Origin of the sequence: Streptomyces tendae (assembly GCF_008632955.1) — a bacterium.
Lineage (GTDB): Bacteria > Actinomycetota > Actinomycetes > Streptomycetales > Streptomycetaceae > Streptomyces.
In genome coordinates this window covers 5,702,656-5,717,630 of sequence record NZ_CP043959.1, presented here as the reverse complement: position 1 = coordinate 5,717,630, position 14,975 = coordinate 5,702,656, and the positions used below count along the sequence as shown (strand labels likewise).

Genomic DNA, 14,975 nt, shown 5'->3' with positions numbered 1-14,975 from the left:
TGAGGACCTGTCAGAAGTTGGCGGTCCGGCGGGCGTTTACCGGGACCCCGCCGGACCTACCCTGAAGGTATGGGAGAGCCTTCGGACCCGCCCGAGGGGACGCCCGAGGGAGCCCCTGGAGGTGGCGAGGACGAGTACCGGTCCGTCGTCTTCGACGAGTCCTTCGTCCGTGCTGCCCGGCTCCAGGAGTTCTCGGCGCAGGAGCGCATCACCGACCACGCCCCCGCCGTGCGCCGCCGGGAGCCGGTGCGCCGTGGCGGCGGGCTGTCCCGCCAGGTGCTCGTCCTGGTGCTGCTGATCGCCGTGGCCTTCGGTACCGCCGTCTACATGGGCGTACGCCACCCCTACCGCACGTCGGCCGCCGACCGGCCCGCGGAGCCCTTACGGATGACCGTCGTCCCCCTCGCCCCGCAGGACGAGGTGCCCGGCACCACCGACGTCGGGCAGTTGTACGCGCACAGCCCGGCCGCGCGGTTCCGGATCGGCGCCGAGGGGGTCCCCCTCCCGCCGACCCGGCGCACCGCGAACTTCTCCGACGACCAGGTGGTGTCCGCCCTGCTCACCGCGAAGGACTACGTCGTACGGTCCGCGCTGGACCCGGCCGTGCTCACCGGCGGGGAGACCCGGGACGTGCGGGTGCTGCTCGATTCCGGCCAGCAGCAGCAGTTCGACGACAGCTTCGACCGCCCCGCCGCCGACGGACGGCACGCGGTCACAGGATGGCTGGTCCGCTTCGACCCCACCCGGGTGGAGCTGGCCGACGAGCGGATCCGGGTGCGCGGGACCATGCAGGCCGCCGAGGCCGCCGGCGCGACCCTGGAGGTCACCACCGACCACACCGTCGTCTACGCGCTGCGTCCGGCCGGCGCGGGGCGGGACGCCGAGGCGTCGCTGTTCACGGTCCGCCGCGAGCTGCGCTTCCGCTTCGACCGGGACGACCTGCGGCTGCACCAGGCGGAGCTGATCGTCTCGCATGTCCAGGCGGGCCCTCAGTCCTGCGCCCTGGACCCGGCACCCCGCCTGCACCCGCTGCTCGCCGGCCAGAAGGCCGAGAGGACCGGCCCGCCCGGCACCAACCCCTACCTCCCCGACACCAGCACCCCACCCCTCTGCGGCACCCTCTCCCCGGCGGCCCAGCCCACCCTGTGAGCGAGCCGCGCCGGGCGGCCGGGGACCGGGACGGGCCCCGGCGGGCCGGGAAAACGTCGGTCAGGTGTTGTCGCGCGGGGGCTCGTCGCCGCTCGGCGGCGGGCCGTCGGGGGCCGGCTTCGGGCCCGTGAAGCCGCCGAAGCCGCGGCGGACCCGGCCGCCCAGGTCGCCGGCGCCGCCCGCGATGTCGTTGACCAGCTTCATCAGCGGGTCCTTGGAGGTCCGCACCTCACTCGCGTACGCGCTCGCCGACTCCCGCCAGGAGTCCCGCACCGAGGCGTCCCCGTCCTCGTCGCGGCGCGGGTAGTGGCCGTCCATGATCCGCTGGAAGTCCCGGGAGGCCTCCCACTTCTTCAGCTCCGCCGCCCGTACCGTGGTGAAGGGATGCGTGCGCGGCAGCACGTTGAGGATCTTCAGCACGGAGTCGCGCAGGTCACCGCCGGACTCGTACTCCTCGGCCTGCTCCAGGAACGCGTCCACGTTCATCTCGTGCAGGTGGTTGCCGCCCGCGATCTTCATCAGGCCGCGCATCGACGCCTGCAGGTCCTGCCCGACCAGCAGCCCCGCGCGGTCCGCGGACAGCTCCGACTTGCGGAACCACTCCCGCAGCGCGGTGACGATCGCCATGATCGCGACGTTGCCCAGCGGGATCCAGGCCACCCGGACCGCCAGCGACGTCAGGAACAGCAGGATCGTCCGGTACACCGCGTGACCGGACAGCGCGTGCCCGACCTCGTGCCCGACGACCGCCCGCATCTCCTCCTCGTCGAGCAGCTCCACCAGGCCCGTGGTCACCACGATGATCGGCTCGTCGAGCCCGATGCACATCGCGTTCGGGTTCGGGTCCTGGTTGACGTACATCGGCGGGACCTTCTCCAGGTCCAGGATGTAGCAGGCGTCCCGCAGCATGTCGTTGAGATGGGCGAACTGCCGGTCCGAGACCCGTACCGAGTCGGACAGGAACAGCAGCCGCAGACTGCGCTCGGGCAGCAGCCCGCTCAGCGCCTTGAAGACCGTGTCGAACCCGCTCAGCTTCCGCAGCGCCACCAGCGCGGAACGGTCGGCGGGGTGCTCGTACGCACGCGAGGAGATTCCGGGGAAACGCCTGCGCTGCCTGCTGGGCACGCTCTCGTGCCCGTTGTGCTGGTGGCCGTCGGACATGTTTCCCCCATGTGCGTCTGGTTGACCTGTGCGGCCCCTGGTGCGGCCCTTCGCTCCCCGCGGCGGGACCCAGCCTAGGGGGAGTCAAGCGGAAGGACGAGCGAGGACGGGGCAACGGTTGCCTCCCGCTGCGGCACCGGGAGGACCGCCGCGGGCCGTCGCGTACGGCCGCGCCGGGACGCCGCGGGCCCGCAACGGCGGAGTCGGGGTGATCGCCGCGAAGCCGCCCGCATACGATGAGCCCACGTCTTTATCCCGCCCACACGCGATAGGTCCTGCCGAAGATGAGCTTCCCCAGCACCGCTGCCCAGATGGTCACCCTCGCCGCCGAGGGCGGAGAGCACGGCGGCAACCACGAGAGCCTGAGCCCCTACCTCACCGGTGGCGGCGCCCTGTTCGCGCTGCTGCTCCTGCTGTGGATCACCACCCGCTTCAACCGCGACCGCTGAAGCCGCCGGGGCCCCGTCCCGAGGGCACTGGACGACGGGGTCCACAGGACGGGCCGGTAGGGTCTGCACGCATGGGAGAGCAGGACATGCCTACCGGCCCCGGCACCGGCACGGCCCCGCGGGGCAAGCGCCGTCTGGGCGTCATGGGCGGCACTTTCGACCCGATCCACCACGGGCACCTGGTGGCGGCCAGTGAGGTGGCCGCGCAGTTCCACCTCGACGAGGTGGTCTTCGTCCCCACCGGCCAGCCGTGGCAGAAGAGCCACCGCGCGGTGTCCGCGGCCGAGGACCGTTACCTGATGACGGTGATCGCCACCGCCGAGAACCCGCAGTTCTCGGTGAGCCGCATCGACATCGACCGCGGCGGCCCCACCTACACCGTGGACACCCTGCGGGACCTGAGCGCGCTCAACCCGGACACGGACCTGTTCTTCATCACCGGCGCCGACGCCCTCGCCCAGATCCTCACCTGGCGCGACAGCGAGGAACTGTTCTCCCTGGCACACTTCATCGGCGTGACCCGGCCCGGACACCACCTGACCGATGCCGGCCTGCCCGAGGGCGGTGTCTCGCTGGTGGAGGTTCCGGCCCTCGCCATCTCCTCCACGGACTGCCGTGCGAGAGTCGCCAAGGGAGACCCCGTCTGGTACCTGGTGCCGGACGGAGTCGTGCGCTACATCGCCAAGCGCCAGCTGTATCGCGGCGAGTGAGCCGAGAGGGGCACCGGTGAACGACGGATACGACGCGGGGTACGGCGACGGCGGCGGCCCGTACGAGCTCGTCGGCTACGACGAGTACGGCCGGCCGGTCTACCGCCAGGCCGCCGACCAGCAGTACGACCCCTACGGGCAGCAGGGGCAGCAGGACCAGCAGAACCAGCAGGGTTACGGCTACGACCCGTACGCCACGGGCGGCCACCAGCAGCCGTCCTACGACCCGTACGGGGGCAACGCCTCCGCACCCCCGCAGCAGCCGCAGGACCCCTCCTACGGCTCCTACGACCCCTACGGCACCCGGCAGGGCGGCGGCACGCCCGCCTACGACCCCTACGGTCAGGGAACGCACCCCGACGGCACCGGACAGCAGCCCCGGGTGGCCGAGCAGACCGCCTACATACCCGAGCAGCAGACGGGCCACGCCCCGCAGCGGCCCGCGCACATCCCCCAGCAGGCCGGACCGGCCGACGGGGAACCGGACGGCGACGGACCAGGCCGGGAGTACCACACCGAGCAGTTCGCCTTCGTCGAGGAGCCCGACGGCGACTCCGAGGACGTCATCGACTGGCTCAAGTTCACCGAGAACCGCACCGAGCGGCGCGAGGAGGCCCGGCGCCGCGCCCGCAGCCGGATCGTCGCCCTCGTCGTGGTGTTCGCGCTGGTCGCCGCCGCAGGCGTCGGCTACCTCTGGTACGCGGGCAAGCTGCCCGGACTGTCCGACTCCGGCACGGACACGGGCTCCACCACCGCCGCGGGCGCCCAGAAGCGCGACGTCATCGTCGTCCACCTGCACGACACCGAGAACGGCGGCACGTCCACCGCGCTGCTCGTCGACAACACCACCACCCGGCAGGGCACCACCGTGCTGCTGCCGAACTCCCTCGCCCTCACCGCCGAGGACGGCACCACCACCACGCTCGCCAAGTCGGTCGACGACGACGGCTCCGAGGGCACCAGGACCGCCCTCGACACCGTCCTCGGCACCGACATCGAGGGCACCTGGCGGCTGGACACCCCGTTCCTGCTCACCCTCGTCGACCTGGTCGGCAACATCGAGGTCGACACCGACGCCGACGTGCCCGACCCCGACGCCAAGAAGAAGGGCGAGGCGCCGCTGGTCAGGAAGGGCAAGAAGCAGACCCTCAGCGGCAAGATGGCCGTCGCCTACGCCACCCACCGCGCGCCCGGCGAGGCGCAGAACGCCCAGTTGGAGCGGTTCGGCCAGGTGCTGCACGCCGTGCTGCGCAAGATGACCTCCGACCCTGACGCCGCCACGGTCACCGTCCAGACCCTCGGCCAGATCATCGAGCCGCCGCTGACCGACGCGGACCTCGGCGCCTTCCTCGCCGGGCTCTCCGACCTGGCCAAGGGCGGTGACCACCGGACCGCCCTGCTGCCCGTCGAGGAGGACGGCACGCTCACCGCCGAGGCGAGCGACGGCGTGGTCAAGGACGTCCTCGGCGGCACCGCCAAGAGCCCCGACCGGGACGCCGCCGTCACCGTCTCCGTGCGCAACGCCACCGGCGACGAGGACACCACCGAGAAGGCCCGCGTGGTGCTCCTCAACGGCGGCTTCACCTTCCTGGAGGGCGGCACCGCGTCCTCCGCCGAGGGCACCTCCGAGGTCGTCTACGCCGACCCCGCCGAGAAGGAGAACGCCACCGAGGTCGCCAAGACCCTGGGACTGCCCGCCGACTCCGTCGCCAAGGGCAAGATCTCCGGCAACGCGCGCGTGGCGGTGGTCCTCGGCCAGGACTACGACCCCGGTTCGTAGTGAGGCGTGGCGCCTGGCGCACCCCGCGTGACGACGTGGGGTGCGCCCGGCGGTCCGTGAGACCCTTGAGGTCCACCGACCGCCGATCGAAAGCCACGCAGTGACCGCAACCGACCGTTCCATCGAGCTCGTCCACACCGCCGCGCAGGCGGCCGCCGACAAGCTCGCGCACGACATCGTCGCCTACGACGTCAGTGACGTGCTGTCCATCACCGACGCCTTCCTGCTGGCCTCGGCTCCCAACGACCGTCAGGTCAAGTCGATCGTCGACGAGATCGAGGAGCGGCTGAACAAGGAGCTGGGCGCCAAGCCGGTCCGCCGCGAGGGCGACCGCGAGGCCCGCTGGGTGCTGCTCGACTACGTCGACATCGTCGTCCACGTCCAGCACAGCGAGGAGCGGGTCTTCTACGCCCTGGAGCGGCTGTGGAAGGACTGCCCCGAGCTGGAGCTCCCCGAGGACGCGAAGGCCACCCGTGGCAAGGCCGCCGAGCACGCCAAGCTCCAGGAGGCCGAGGAGGCGACGGAGCCGGGCGGTGAGTGGCGGTGAGCGCCACCGGTGAGGTGCGCGGCTCCGGCCGCCGGGGCCGCCGCGTCATCCTGTGGCGGCACGGCCAGACCTCCTGGAACGTGGAGCGCCGCTTCCAGGGCTCCACGGACGTCGAGCTGACCGAGACCGGCGTGGCCCAGGCCCGCCGGTCCGCCCGTCTGCTGGCGGGTCTGCGGCCCGACGCGATCGTCGCCTCCGACCTGCAGCGGGCCGCGGCCACCGCCGCCGAGCTGGCCGCCCTCACCGGCCTGCACGTCGTCCACGACGAGGCGCTGCGGGAGACCTACGCGGGCGTCTGGCAGGGCCTGACGCACGACGAGATCATCGCCCGGTACGGCGAGGAGTACACCGCGTGGAAGCGCGGCGAGCCGGTCCGCCGGGGCGGTGGCGAACTGGAGACCGAGGTCGCCGACCGCGCCGCCCCCGTGGTGCTGCGGCACGTGGAGAAGCTGCCGGAGGACGGCACCCTCGTGGTGGTCAGCCACGGCGGCACCATCCGCACCACCATCGGCCGGCTGCTGGGCCTGGACGCGCGCAGCTGGGAGAGCCTGGGCGGCCTCAGCAACTGCTGCTGGTCCGTCCTCGGTGAGGGCGCCCGGGGCTGGCGCCTGCTGGAGCACAACGCCGGCACCCTGCCGGAGCCGGTGCTCGGCGACGACGACTGAGACCGCAGGCGGGGCGTCCGGCGAGGGGCCGTACGACCCGCCCCGGGGCGCCCCGGACCCGGATTTCACTTTCTGGCAGGTCGCAGGCTAAAGTTCTTCTTGTTCGCCCCGCCGAGCGGGGCGAAACACCAGGAAGCCGCGTTATGCGGCACCCCGGGGCTATAGCTCAGTTGGTAGAGCGCCTGCATGGCATGCAGGAGGTCAGGAGTTCAATTCTCCTTAGCTCCACGTGACGATGATCCCGCCTCCCCTAGTGGAGGCGGGATCTTTTGCTGTCCGCAGATGAGCAGGGCGGCGTTCCCAGGCGTATACCTCTACGAGGCGTCCAGCCGTGTCCCGACCGGTACCACGGCGTCGCTGACCGTATTGGCCCGGCCGTGGCAGAATCAAACGGCCGGAAGGGGGCGCGGCCCGACGGGAGGGAGTTGTGATGCCTGCGAGCATCCTCGAGGAGGTCGACCACCTCCTCGGAGCGGTGTCGACCCGACGGACCTCTACCCGTCTCAGCTGCCCTTCCTGCGGTTCCGCGCACGTCGCCCAGGTCCTCGGCGACAACGGCGGGATCTCCTACGTGTGCACGGCCTGCGGCCACAGCTGGAGCTGACCGATGGGTGCCCACAGGCGGAAGTGCGACTGGTGCGGCAGCGGGACGCCGATCGTCCGCGACATGGAGCCGCTCAACCCCGACTACCAGTACTGGTGCGAGGAGTGCGCGCGGGCGCTGATCATAAAAGGCGACCCCATCGAGACGTACCGGGAACTCGAGGGTGAGCCGATCTACGGCCGGCTGCTCGAGGAGCACTGCACCCTCAAACGCTTCTACTCGTTCGTGACGGCGTGACGGCGTGACGGCGTGACGGCGTGACGGCCCGGTCGGCGTGACGCCCCGGTCGTCGTGACGGTGCGTGGCGAGGGCCGGGCGATCCGGGCGGAACATGGCGAAGCGAAACCGATTTGGTGTTGGCCCGGGGGGACCGTGTAAAGTTGGCGTCGCCGCCGGGGAAACCCGGGGGAACACCGCAAGGGGCTATAGCTCAGTTGGTAGAGCGCCTGCATGGCATGCAGGAGGTCAGGAGTTCAATTCTCCTTAGCTCCACAGAAGTCGAGGGCGGATCATCCGAACGGATGGTCCGCCCTCGCTCGTTGCGTGCGTCCCGGCGGCCCGCGCGGACGCCTCCCCGGCGGCCCGAAGGCCGCCGGGGAAGGCGCGGTTCGGATGTCCGTCAGCGTCCCAGGGCGCGCCGGCCGCGGCCCTGGGAGAGCACCGGAAGGTTCCGGGACGGTGCCTTGGCCTGCGGGCCGGTGTCCTCGATGCGCAGGGCCAGGGCCGGGCAGCGGCGCACCGCGCGCAGCGCCTTCGCCTCGGCATAGCGGGGCACCTGGGCCTGAGCCACCGTCGGGAAGCCGTCCGCGCCGAGCTGGAACACCTCCGGGAGGAGGTCGGCGCACAGCCCGTGGCCCCGGCACAGCGTCCAGTCGACGAAGATCTTCTGGCGGCTGGGGCCGTTCTCCTCGGACTCGGCGCCGCCCGGAATGCCCGTCGGGGCCCTGCCCCCCTCGAAGAGCGGCAGGACGCCCGTCACGGGCCGACCGCAGCCGCCCCCGAGGGCATGGGCCGCGATGTCGTCGGTGAACGCCTTGAGGGTCGACTCCAGGAACATCGCGGAGCCGTCCGGGTGTGAACAGGCGCCGCGCCGCTTCACGTTCTTGGCGACCTGCCTGACCGCCTCGAGCGAGGCCGGCCCGCCGCCGTTGAGGATGTCCTCCAGACCGCGCGCGGCGGCCGGGAGCCCCAGGTAGCAGGGGCCGCACTGGTTGGCGCTCTCCTCCGCCAGCCACTTCGCCACCATCAGCGACTCGCCCAGCGGACAGGTGTCCTGACTGATCGGCAGGATCGCGCCCGCGCCCAGCGAACCGCCCACCGCGTCCAGCGAGTTGCGGGAGACGATCGCGTCGTTCACGGTCGCCGCGTCGATCCACTTGCCGTGGTAGCCGCCCGTCAGCACCCCCTGCGGGACCGGCGGGGCGCCGGCCAACTGCAGCACGTAACGCAGTGGCACGCCGGTCGGCACCTCGATCACCATCGGGCGGGCCACCGCTCCGGACACCGTGAGCATCACGGTGCCCGGCTCGTCGTACAGGCCGGTGTTGCCGTAGCGCTCCGGGCCGATACGGGCGGCGATGGCGAGCTGGGCGAAGGTCTCGGCGTTGGACAGCAGTGTGGGCGCGCCGCCCACACCGCTCTTGGAGGCGCTGGTCTTGCGGCCCGGCGGGATGGCCGGGCCGCCGTCGATGGAGCGGATCAGGGAGGCCGCGGCCCCCGTCACCATGCGCACCGGGTTGCGCTGCACGCGGGCGCGCAGCACGGACCGGCGTCCGTTGCTCAGGCCGCGCTCGGCGAGCGCCTGCTCCATCGAGCGCTGGGTGGACTCACGGGTGACCCCCACCACGAGCGTGCGGGCACCCATGGCCTCGGCGCACAGCAGCGCGCCGTCCAGGATGAGGTGCGGTGCCCGGTTGATCAGCACCGTGTCCTTGCGGCAGGCCGGTTCGTCCTCACTGCCGTTGACGACGACGACCGGCCGGACGCCGCGCTTGATCGCCGATTCGGCGACCGCGCGCAGCTTCTTGTGGAAGGGGAAGCCGGCACCGCCGCGGCCCCTGAGGTTGATGCGTTCGGCGAGCTGCGCGAGCTGCTCACCGCCCAGGGGCTCGAGCGGGCCGTGCACCTTGAGGTGCATCTGCAGGTCGAGCCGGTCGACAAGGTCGAAACCCGACGTCAATTGCGGAAGCCCTACGACGCGGACTTCAGGTACGTCGGGCAGGGCCTCGTTCACTTAAAGCCTCCGGAAGGCGTGTTCCAAGGTTCGCCCGAACCCGGTGCGTCGAAGTCGTAGGACGACGAGGGCGCACCGGGGCGTGGTTCATTGGCGGGACCGCTGTTGTACGTGTCACCCGGGTAGTACGTGCCGTAGAGGGTGTTCGTCTCAGCGGTGTCGTACACATCACTCGACCCGTAGCCGGAGGCGACCGAATTGTCGTAGGTCGGGATGGTGTATCCGGTGTCGTTGAGCGGGTCGTACGCCGACGGAGGGGCCTCGCCGACCGGCGGCGGGGACGGGACGGGCCAGCTGCCGGAGGTGCTGGACGGGCCGTCCATGCGGGGTATGGCCTCCGTGGCCTGCAGGTCCGGCAGCTCCATGCGGGCGGTCGCGTCGGTCAGCGGGCCCTGCCCGGCGCCGGACGGCCGGGAGGGCGGGGACATCGCGCGGTAGGCGGCCGCGAAACCGTTCGCCGGCTCCGGGGCGGGCGTGGGCACGGGCGCCTCGTACAGGGGGCGTTCGGCGCGCCGCCGGCCGCCGTCCCGGGCGTTCCCGCCGCCGTATCCGGGGAGGGCGGACTCGGCGCCCCGGGCTCTGCTCTCCTCCCGTTGCTCGCGGGCGGCGCGCTGCTGGTCGGTGATGCCGAGCAGGCTGGTGATGCGGTCGGCGACCTTGCGCTTGACCGGCCGCGGGGAGGCCCGCAGCACCAGGGCCGCCAGCACGCCGAGCAGCGACAGGCCGTAGAGGATCATGAAGATCGGCTTGGCCGCTCGACCCGCGTAGAGGCCGTGGACCAGCGCCGCGCACCAGGCCGGATAGGCCAGCATGTGCACCGCGCGCCAGCGGGCGGCGACCTCCGCGGGGGAGGCGAAGCGGTTGCGCAGCACGCCCGTGATGGCGACGAAGATCATCAGCATGCCGGCCAGGGTGCCGAGCCCGATCAGGAAGCTCCGCCCCATGACGGTCTCGTCGTCGGTGAGGACGAGCCCGAAGGGGATCACCGCGGCGATCCACGAGGTGTGGTCCAGGGCCAGCTTGATCACGATGTGGATCAGCAGGAAGACGACGGCCGCGACCGCCGTGGTGCGGTGCACCGCCTGCGCGAGGATCCGCTGCCGGGGGCCGAGCAGGATCCGGTCCTGTGCCACGAGTCCCCAGATCACGGAGCAGCTGAGGCAGACGAGCGACAGGACGCCGACGCCGAAGTTGAGGAATTCGACGAACCAGTCGTCCGCCGTGCTGTCGTCCGGCCTCACGACGCACCTCCGGGCGCCGGGACGCACAGCGGGTACGACGGAGCCGCAGCCGACCTGCCCCGAGCGGGGGGTGGGCTGCCGAATGGACGAGGGTTCATGGGGGCAACTCCGAACGGTTCGGTAAAGCGGTCCCGCTGCCGAACTCTAAGCCTCGTCGTACCCGTCAGTACCAGGTTTGAGTTATTGCGCTGTTATCAAAAGACAATGAGGCCGTTGCGATGCCCCTTAGGGGTTGTTACGCGGAGTAACTTTTGACTTTCGGTCAGCGTGCCGTGAACGGCGTCGCGGCCGGATCCGTCACTGCGGTACCCTGACCGCATGCGTGCCGTACGCCTTCTGCTTAGCGAGCCGCGCTGATCAGTCCCGACCCGCCGGTGTCCCGGCAGGCCGGAATCGGCGCGGCGTCCCCTCCTGTGCGAGGGGTTTTTTCATTTCCAGGAAGTCGCAGCAGCAGGCAGAGACGATCGATGGAGCTTTGAGGATCATGAGCGAGACGAACCCCGCAGCCGCGGAGGCCGCGCCGCACCGCTACACGGCCGCCCTGGCCGCCGACATCGAGGCACGCTGGCAGGACTTCTGGGACGCCGACGGCACGTACGCGGCCCCCAACCCCACGGGTGACCTGGCGGGCGACCCGGAGCTGGCCGCGCGGCCCAAGAAGTTCATCATGGACATGTTCCCGTACCCCTCCGGTGCGGGCCTGCACGTCGGGCACCCGCTGGGCTACATCGCCACCGACGTCTACGCCCGTTTCCAGCGCATGACCGGGCACAACGTCCTGCACACCCTGGGCTTCGACGCCTTCGGCCTGCCCGCCGAGCAGTACGCGGTGCAGACGGGCACGCACCCGCGCGTGTCCACCGAGGCCAACATGAAGAACATGCAGAGCCAGCTGCGACGGCTGGGCCTGGGCCACGACAAGCGCCGGTCGTTCGCCACGATCGACCCGGACTACTACAAGTGGACCCAGTGGATCTTCCTGCAGATCTTCAACTCCTGGTACGACGACGAGGCCGGGAAGGCCCGCCCGATCGCCGAGCTGATCGCGCAGTTCGAGTCCGGTGAGCGCGCCGTCCCCGGCCACACGCGCGCGTGGAGCGAGCTGACCGAGGCCGAGCGCGCCGACGTCCTGGGCGAGTTCCGCCTGGCCTACGCCTCCGACGCGCCGGTCAACTGGTGCCCCGGGCTGGGCACCGTGCTGGCCAACGAGGAGGTCACCGCCGACGGCCGGTCCGAGCGCGGCAACTTCCCCGTCTTCAAGGCCAAGCTGCGCCAGTGGAACATGCGCATCACCGCCTACGCCGACCGTCTGCTGGACGACCTGGACGCCCTGGACTGGCCCGAGGCGATCAAGCTGCAGCAGCGCAACTGGATCGGCCGCTCCGAGGGCGCCCGCGTCGACTTCCCCATCGACGGCGAGAGCGTCACCGTCTTCACCACGCGCCCCGACACCCTGTTCGGCGCCACCTACATGGTGCTGGCGCCCGAGCACCCGCTGGTCGAGAAGTTCACCCCCGCCGCCTGGCCCGAGGGCACCCACGAGGTGTGGACCGGCGGCCACGCGACGCCCGCGGAGGCCGTCGCCGCCTACCGCGCCCAGGCCGCCTCGAAGTCCGACGTCGAGCGGCAGGCCGAGGCCAAGGACAAGACCGGTGTCTTCACCGGCGCCTACGCGACCAACCCGGTCAACGGGCAGAAGGTCCCCGTCTTCATCGCCGACTACGTCCTGATGGGCTACGGCACCGGCGCGATCATGGCCGTCCCCGGCCACGACTCCCGCGACTTCGCCTTCGCGCGCGCCTTCGAACTGCCCGTCGTCTGCGTGGTCGAGCCGACCGACGGCCGCGGCACCGACCCGTCGACGTGGGACGACGCCTTCGTGTCCTACGACGCGAAGATCGTCAACTCCGCCGGCGAGCACATCTCCCTGGACGGCCTGGGCGTCGTCGAGGCCAAGGCGCGCATCACCGAGTGGCTGGAGCGCGAGGGCCACGGCGAGGGCACCGTCAACTTCCGCCTGCGCGACTGGCTGTTCAGCCGCCAGCGCTACTGGGGCGAACCCTTCCCGATCGTCTACGACGAGGACGGCATCGCCCACGCGCTGCCCGAGTCGATGCTGCCGCTGGAGCTGCCCGAGGTCGAGGACTACAGCCCCCGCACTTTCGACCCGGACGACGCCGACACCCAGCCCGAGACGCCGCTGTCGCGCAACGAGGACTGGGTGAACGTCACCCTGGACCTGGGCGACGGGCCGAGGAAGTACCGGCGCGAGACCAACACCATGCCCAACTGGGCCGGTTCTTGCTGGTACGAGCTGCGCTACCTGGACCCGCACAACTCCGAGAAGCTGGTCGACCCGGAGATCGAGCAGTACTGGATGGGCCCGCGCGAGGGCATGCCGCACGGCGGCGTCGACCTGTACGTCGGCGGCGCCGAACACGCCGTGCTGCACCTGCTGTACGCCCGCTTCTGGTCCAAGGTGCTGTACGACCTGGGGTACGTGTCCTCGGCCGAGCCGTTCCACAAGCTGTTCAACCAGGGCATGATCCAGGCCTACGTCTACCGCGACAGCCGGGGCATCGCCGTGCCGGCCGCCGAGGTGGAGGAGCGCGACGGCGGCTACTGGTACCAGGGCGAGCGCGTCACCCGGCTGCTGGGCAAGATGGGCAAGTCCCTGAAGAACGCGGTCACCCCGGACGAGATCTGCGCCGAGTACGGCGCCGACACCCTGCGCCTGTACGAGATGGCCATGGGCCCGCTGGACGTGTCCCGCCCCTGGGACACCCGCGCGGTCGTCGGCCAGTTCCGCCTGCTGCAGCGGCTGTGGCGCAACATCGTCGACGAGGCGACCGGCGAGGTGACCGTCGTCGACACCGACGACGTCGACGAGGACACCCTGCGCGCCCTGCACAAGGCGATCGACGGCGTCCGCGGCGACCTGGAGGGCATGCGGTTCAACACCGCCATCGCCAAGGTCACCGAGCTGAACAACCACCTGACCAAGCGGGGAGGCGCGCTGCCGCGCCCGGTCGCGGAGTCCCTGGTGCTGCTGGTCGCGCCGCTGGCCCCGCACATCGCCGAGGAGCTGTGGCGCAAGCTGGGCCACACCGACTCCGTGGTGCACCGCGACTTCCCGGTCGCCGATCCGGCCTACGTGGTCGACGAGACGGTGACCTGCGTGGTGCAGATCAAGGGCAAGGTCAAGGCGCGGCTGGAGGTCGCCCCAGGGATCGCCGAGGACGAGCTGGAGAAGGTCGCGCTGGCCGACGAGCGGGTGGTCGCGGCACTGGACGGCGCCGGGATCCGCAAGGTGATCGTGCGGGCGCCGAAGCTGGTGAACATCGTTCCGGCCTGATGGGGTCGAGGGGCCTGGCCTGATGGGCCTGTTGAGCCTGATGGGCCGGATCGGCAGGATGGGCTCGTGGAGCCCGTCGGGTCCGGTCGGCCTGACGTGCCGGCTGATCCTCACGGGTAGCCGACGTGGTGTCGGCCGACCCTTACGGGTAGCCGCCGCGTCGTCTGCGGGCAGGTTCGGGGTTCCAGCGGAACTCCGGGCCTGCCCGTTGCGTTTACCGTGGAAGAGCGGCACGACGTGTGCCGGAACAGGCCGAAGCGCCCGGAGGAGGAGCCTCGTGGAAGCGGTGTTCGCAGTGATCGCCCTGCTTTTCGTGCTCTTCGTGGCGCTGGGCGTGTTCGTCACGGTGAAGGTCGTGGGCGCCGCCAAGCGCAGCGCGGACCGTCACATCCACCAGGCCCGGCGCACGGTCGAGGAACACACGCTGCGGGCCAAGGCCTTCGCACAGACCGGCCCGGCCGGCGAGATCGCCCAGCTCCGCCTGAAGCTGCGCACCTCGATGCGCGCCACCCAGGACGCCCTGGAAGCGGTCGCCGCCGAGGACGGCTCCGTCAAGGAGTCCCTCTCCCTCTTCCAGCGGCTCAGCGCCCACGGCCACGAGCTGGACGCCGAACTGCGCCGCCTGGAGGGCGAACCGGACCGCGCCACGCTGTCCGCGCGCCTGCCCGAGCTGCGCGAGCGCACGGAGCGCATCATCAAGTCCGCGGACTCCCTGCGCTGGGCCACCCGTGACCGCGCCCGCCGCTTCGCCGACGACGACCTCGACTCCCTGAGCGAGCAGATCGACATGGAGGCCGGGGCCCTGCGGCACTGGACCACCACCGAACAGCCGGGCACGCCCGCGCCCCCGCCCTGGCCCGAGGCGCCCGCCGCCGACGCCGCGACGGCACCCGGCCAGACCTGGCCGGAGACCCAGCGGCCCGAGGCGGCACGGGACCAGGGCCAGGACCCGGACCGGCCCGCGATCGCGCCGGCCGCCCCGCGCCCCACCTACCCCTGGCAGAAGAAGCCGCGCCCCGAAAGCACCACGTGAGGACCGTCTGATCCCCGCGTGATCACGCCACCGTCCAGGACGCCCCGC

At 71.4% G+C, this 14,975-nt stretch carries 13 protein-coding genes and 2 tRNA genes; 12 read left to right on the top strand and 3 right to left on the bottom strand.

Annotated elements, in window-relative coordinates:
• The first annotated feature begins 69 nt into the window (after nucleotides 1-69).
• Nucleotides 70-1,149: a hypothetical protein gene (locus F3L20_RS26305; RefSeq protein ID WP_150156446.1), complete on the top strand. Its 1,080-nt coding sequence runs from the start codon at nucleotides 70-72 to the stop codon at nucleotides 1,147-1,149.
• Between the two features lie 60 nt (nucleotides 1,150-1,209).
• On the opposite strand, the gene F3L20_RS26300 is transcribed toward F3L20_RS26305, so the two are convergent.
• Nucleotides 1,210-2,310 (bottom strand): M48 family metallopeptidase, encoded by a 1,101-nt coding sequence (locus F3L20_RS26300; protein ID WP_150156445.1) that lies wholly within the window; start codon nucleotides 2,308-2,310, stop codon nucleotides 1,210-1,212.
• 284 nt (nucleotides 2,311-2,594) lie between these two features.
• Here F3L20_RS26300 and F3L20_RS34160 point away from each other — a divergent pair, with 284 nt between their 5' ends.
• The 9 genes from F3L20_RS34160 to F3L20_RS26260 all read left to right on the top strand — a co-directional run bounded on the left by F3L20_RS34160 (nucleotide 2,595) and on the right by F3L20_RS26260 (nucleotide 7,557).
• Entirely contained in the window at nucleotides 2,595-2,759 is a 165-nt protein-coding gene (locus F3L20_RS34160; protein WP_167534615.1) for a hypothetical protein, read from the top strand.
• Between the two features lie 71 nt (nucleotides 2,760-2,830).
• Nucleotides 2,831-3,469 (top strand): nicotinate-nucleotide adenylyltransferase, encoded by a 639-nt coding sequence (gene nadD / locus F3L20_RS26295; protein ID WP_145825677.1) that lies wholly within the window; start codon nucleotides 2,831-2,833, stop codon nucleotides 3,467-3,469.
• Nucleotides 3,470-3,485: 16 nt separating this feature from the next.
• Entirely contained in the window at nucleotides 3,486-5,249 is a 1,764-nt protein-coding gene (locus F3L20_RS26290; protein WP_150156444.1) for an LCP family protein, read from the top strand.
• A gap of 100 nt (nucleotides 5,250-5,349) precedes the next feature.
• Nucleotides 5,350-5,796 (top strand): ribosome silencing factor, encoded by a 447-nt coding sequence (gene rsfS / locus F3L20_RS26285; protein ID WP_145825675.1) that lies wholly within the window; start codon nucleotides 5,350-5,352, stop codon nucleotides 5,794-5,796.
• Nucleotides 5,787-6,461, top strand: a complete 675-nt coding sequence (locus F3L20_RS26280) for a histidine phosphatase family protein (RefSeq protein ID WP_206338825.1) — start codon at nucleotides 5,787-5,789, stop codon at nucleotides 6,459-6,461. The genes rsfS and F3L20_RS26280 overlap by 10 nt, the downstream gene beginning before the upstream one ends.
• 155 nt (nucleotides 6,462-6,616) lie before the next feature.
• Nucleotides 6,617-6,689 (top strand) — tRNA-Ala (locus F3L20_RS26275).
• Nucleotides 6,690-6,891: 202 nt separating this feature from the next.
• Entirely contained in the window at nucleotides 6,892-7,065 is a 174-nt protein-coding gene (locus tag F3L20_RS26270; protein WP_006136075.1) for a hypothetical protein, read from the top strand.
• A gap of 3 nt (nucleotides 7,066-7,068) precedes the next feature.
• Nucleotides 7,069-7,302 carry a hypothetical protein gene (locus tag F3L20_RS26265; protein ID WP_019523121.1) on the top strand — a complete coding sequence of 78 codons (234 nt, stop codon included), beginning with the start codon at nucleotides 7,069-7,071 and terminating at the stop codon, nucleotides 7,300-7,302.
• A gap of 182 nt (nucleotides 7,303-7,484) precedes the next feature.
• Nucleotides 7,485-7,557: transfer RNA gene (locus tag F3L20_RS26260), tRNA-Ala, on the top strand.
• A 127-nt stretch (nucleotides 7,558-7,684) separates the two neighbouring features.
• Here F3L20_RS26260 and F3L20_RS26255 read toward each other — a convergent pair.
• The gene (locus F3L20_RS26255) at nucleotides 7,685-9,298 is read right to left on the bottom strand and encodes an NADH-quinone oxidoreductase subunit NuoF family protein (protein ID WP_150156442.1); all 1,614 of its coding nucleotides are present in this window, start codon (nucleotides 9,296-9,298) and stop codon (nucleotides 7,685-7,687) included.
• Complete coding sequence (locus F3L20_RS26250) at nucleotides 9,295-10,539, bottom strand: ferric reductase-like transmembrane domain-containing protein (protein WP_150156441.1); 1,245 nt, start codon at nucleotides 10,537-10,539, stop codon at nucleotides 9,295-9,297. Before F3L20_RS26250 ends, F3L20_RS26255 begins: the two co-directional genes overlap by 4 nt.
• A gap of 484 nt (nucleotides 10,540-11,023) precedes the next feature.
• Between F3L20_RS26250 and leuS the strand changes: the two genes are divergently transcribed.
• Nucleotides 11,024-13,894: a leucine--tRNA ligase gene (gene leuS / locus F3L20_RS26240; protein ID WP_150156440.1), complete on the top strand. Its 2,871-nt coding sequence runs from the start codon at nucleotides 11,024-11,026 to the stop codon at nucleotides 13,892-13,894.
• Between the two features lie 277 nt (nucleotides 13,895-14,171).
• Entirely contained in the window at nucleotides 14,172-14,927 is a 756-nt protein-coding gene (locus F3L20_RS26235) for a hypothetical protein (protein WP_150156439.1), read from the top strand.
• Nucleotides 14,928-14,975: the final 48 nt, after the last annotated feature.

Bases quoted from the DNA above. Each gene is read 5' to 3' on its own strand.
- F3L20_RS26305 (WP_150156446.1), top strand. From the start codon at position 70: ATGGGAGAGCCTTCGGACCCGCCCGAGGGGACGCCCGAGGGAGCCCCT.
- F3L20_RS26300 (WP_150156445.1), bottom strand. From the start codon at position 2,310: ATGTCCGACGGCCACCAGCACAACGGGCACGAGAGCGTGCCCAGCAGG.
- F3L20_RS34160 (WP_167534615.1), top strand. From the start codon at position 2,595: ATGAGCTTCCCCAGCACCGCTGCCCAGATGGTCACCCTCGCCGCCGAG.
- nadD (WP_145825677.1), top strand. From the start codon at position 2,831: ATGGGAGAGCAGGACATGCCTACCGGCCCCGGCACCGGCACGGCCCCG.
- F3L20_RS26270 (WP_006136075.1), top strand. From the start codon at position 6,892: ATGCCTGCGAGCATCCTCGAGGAGGTCGACCACCTCCTCGGAGCGGTG.
- F3L20_RS26265 (WP_019523121.1), top strand. From the start codon at position 7,069: ATGGGTGCCCACAGGCGGAAGTGCGACTGGTGCGGCAGCGGGACGCCG.
- leuS (WP_150156440.1), top strand. From the start codon at position 11,024: ATGAGCGAGACGAACCCCGCAGCCGCGGAGGCCGCGCCGCACCGCTAC.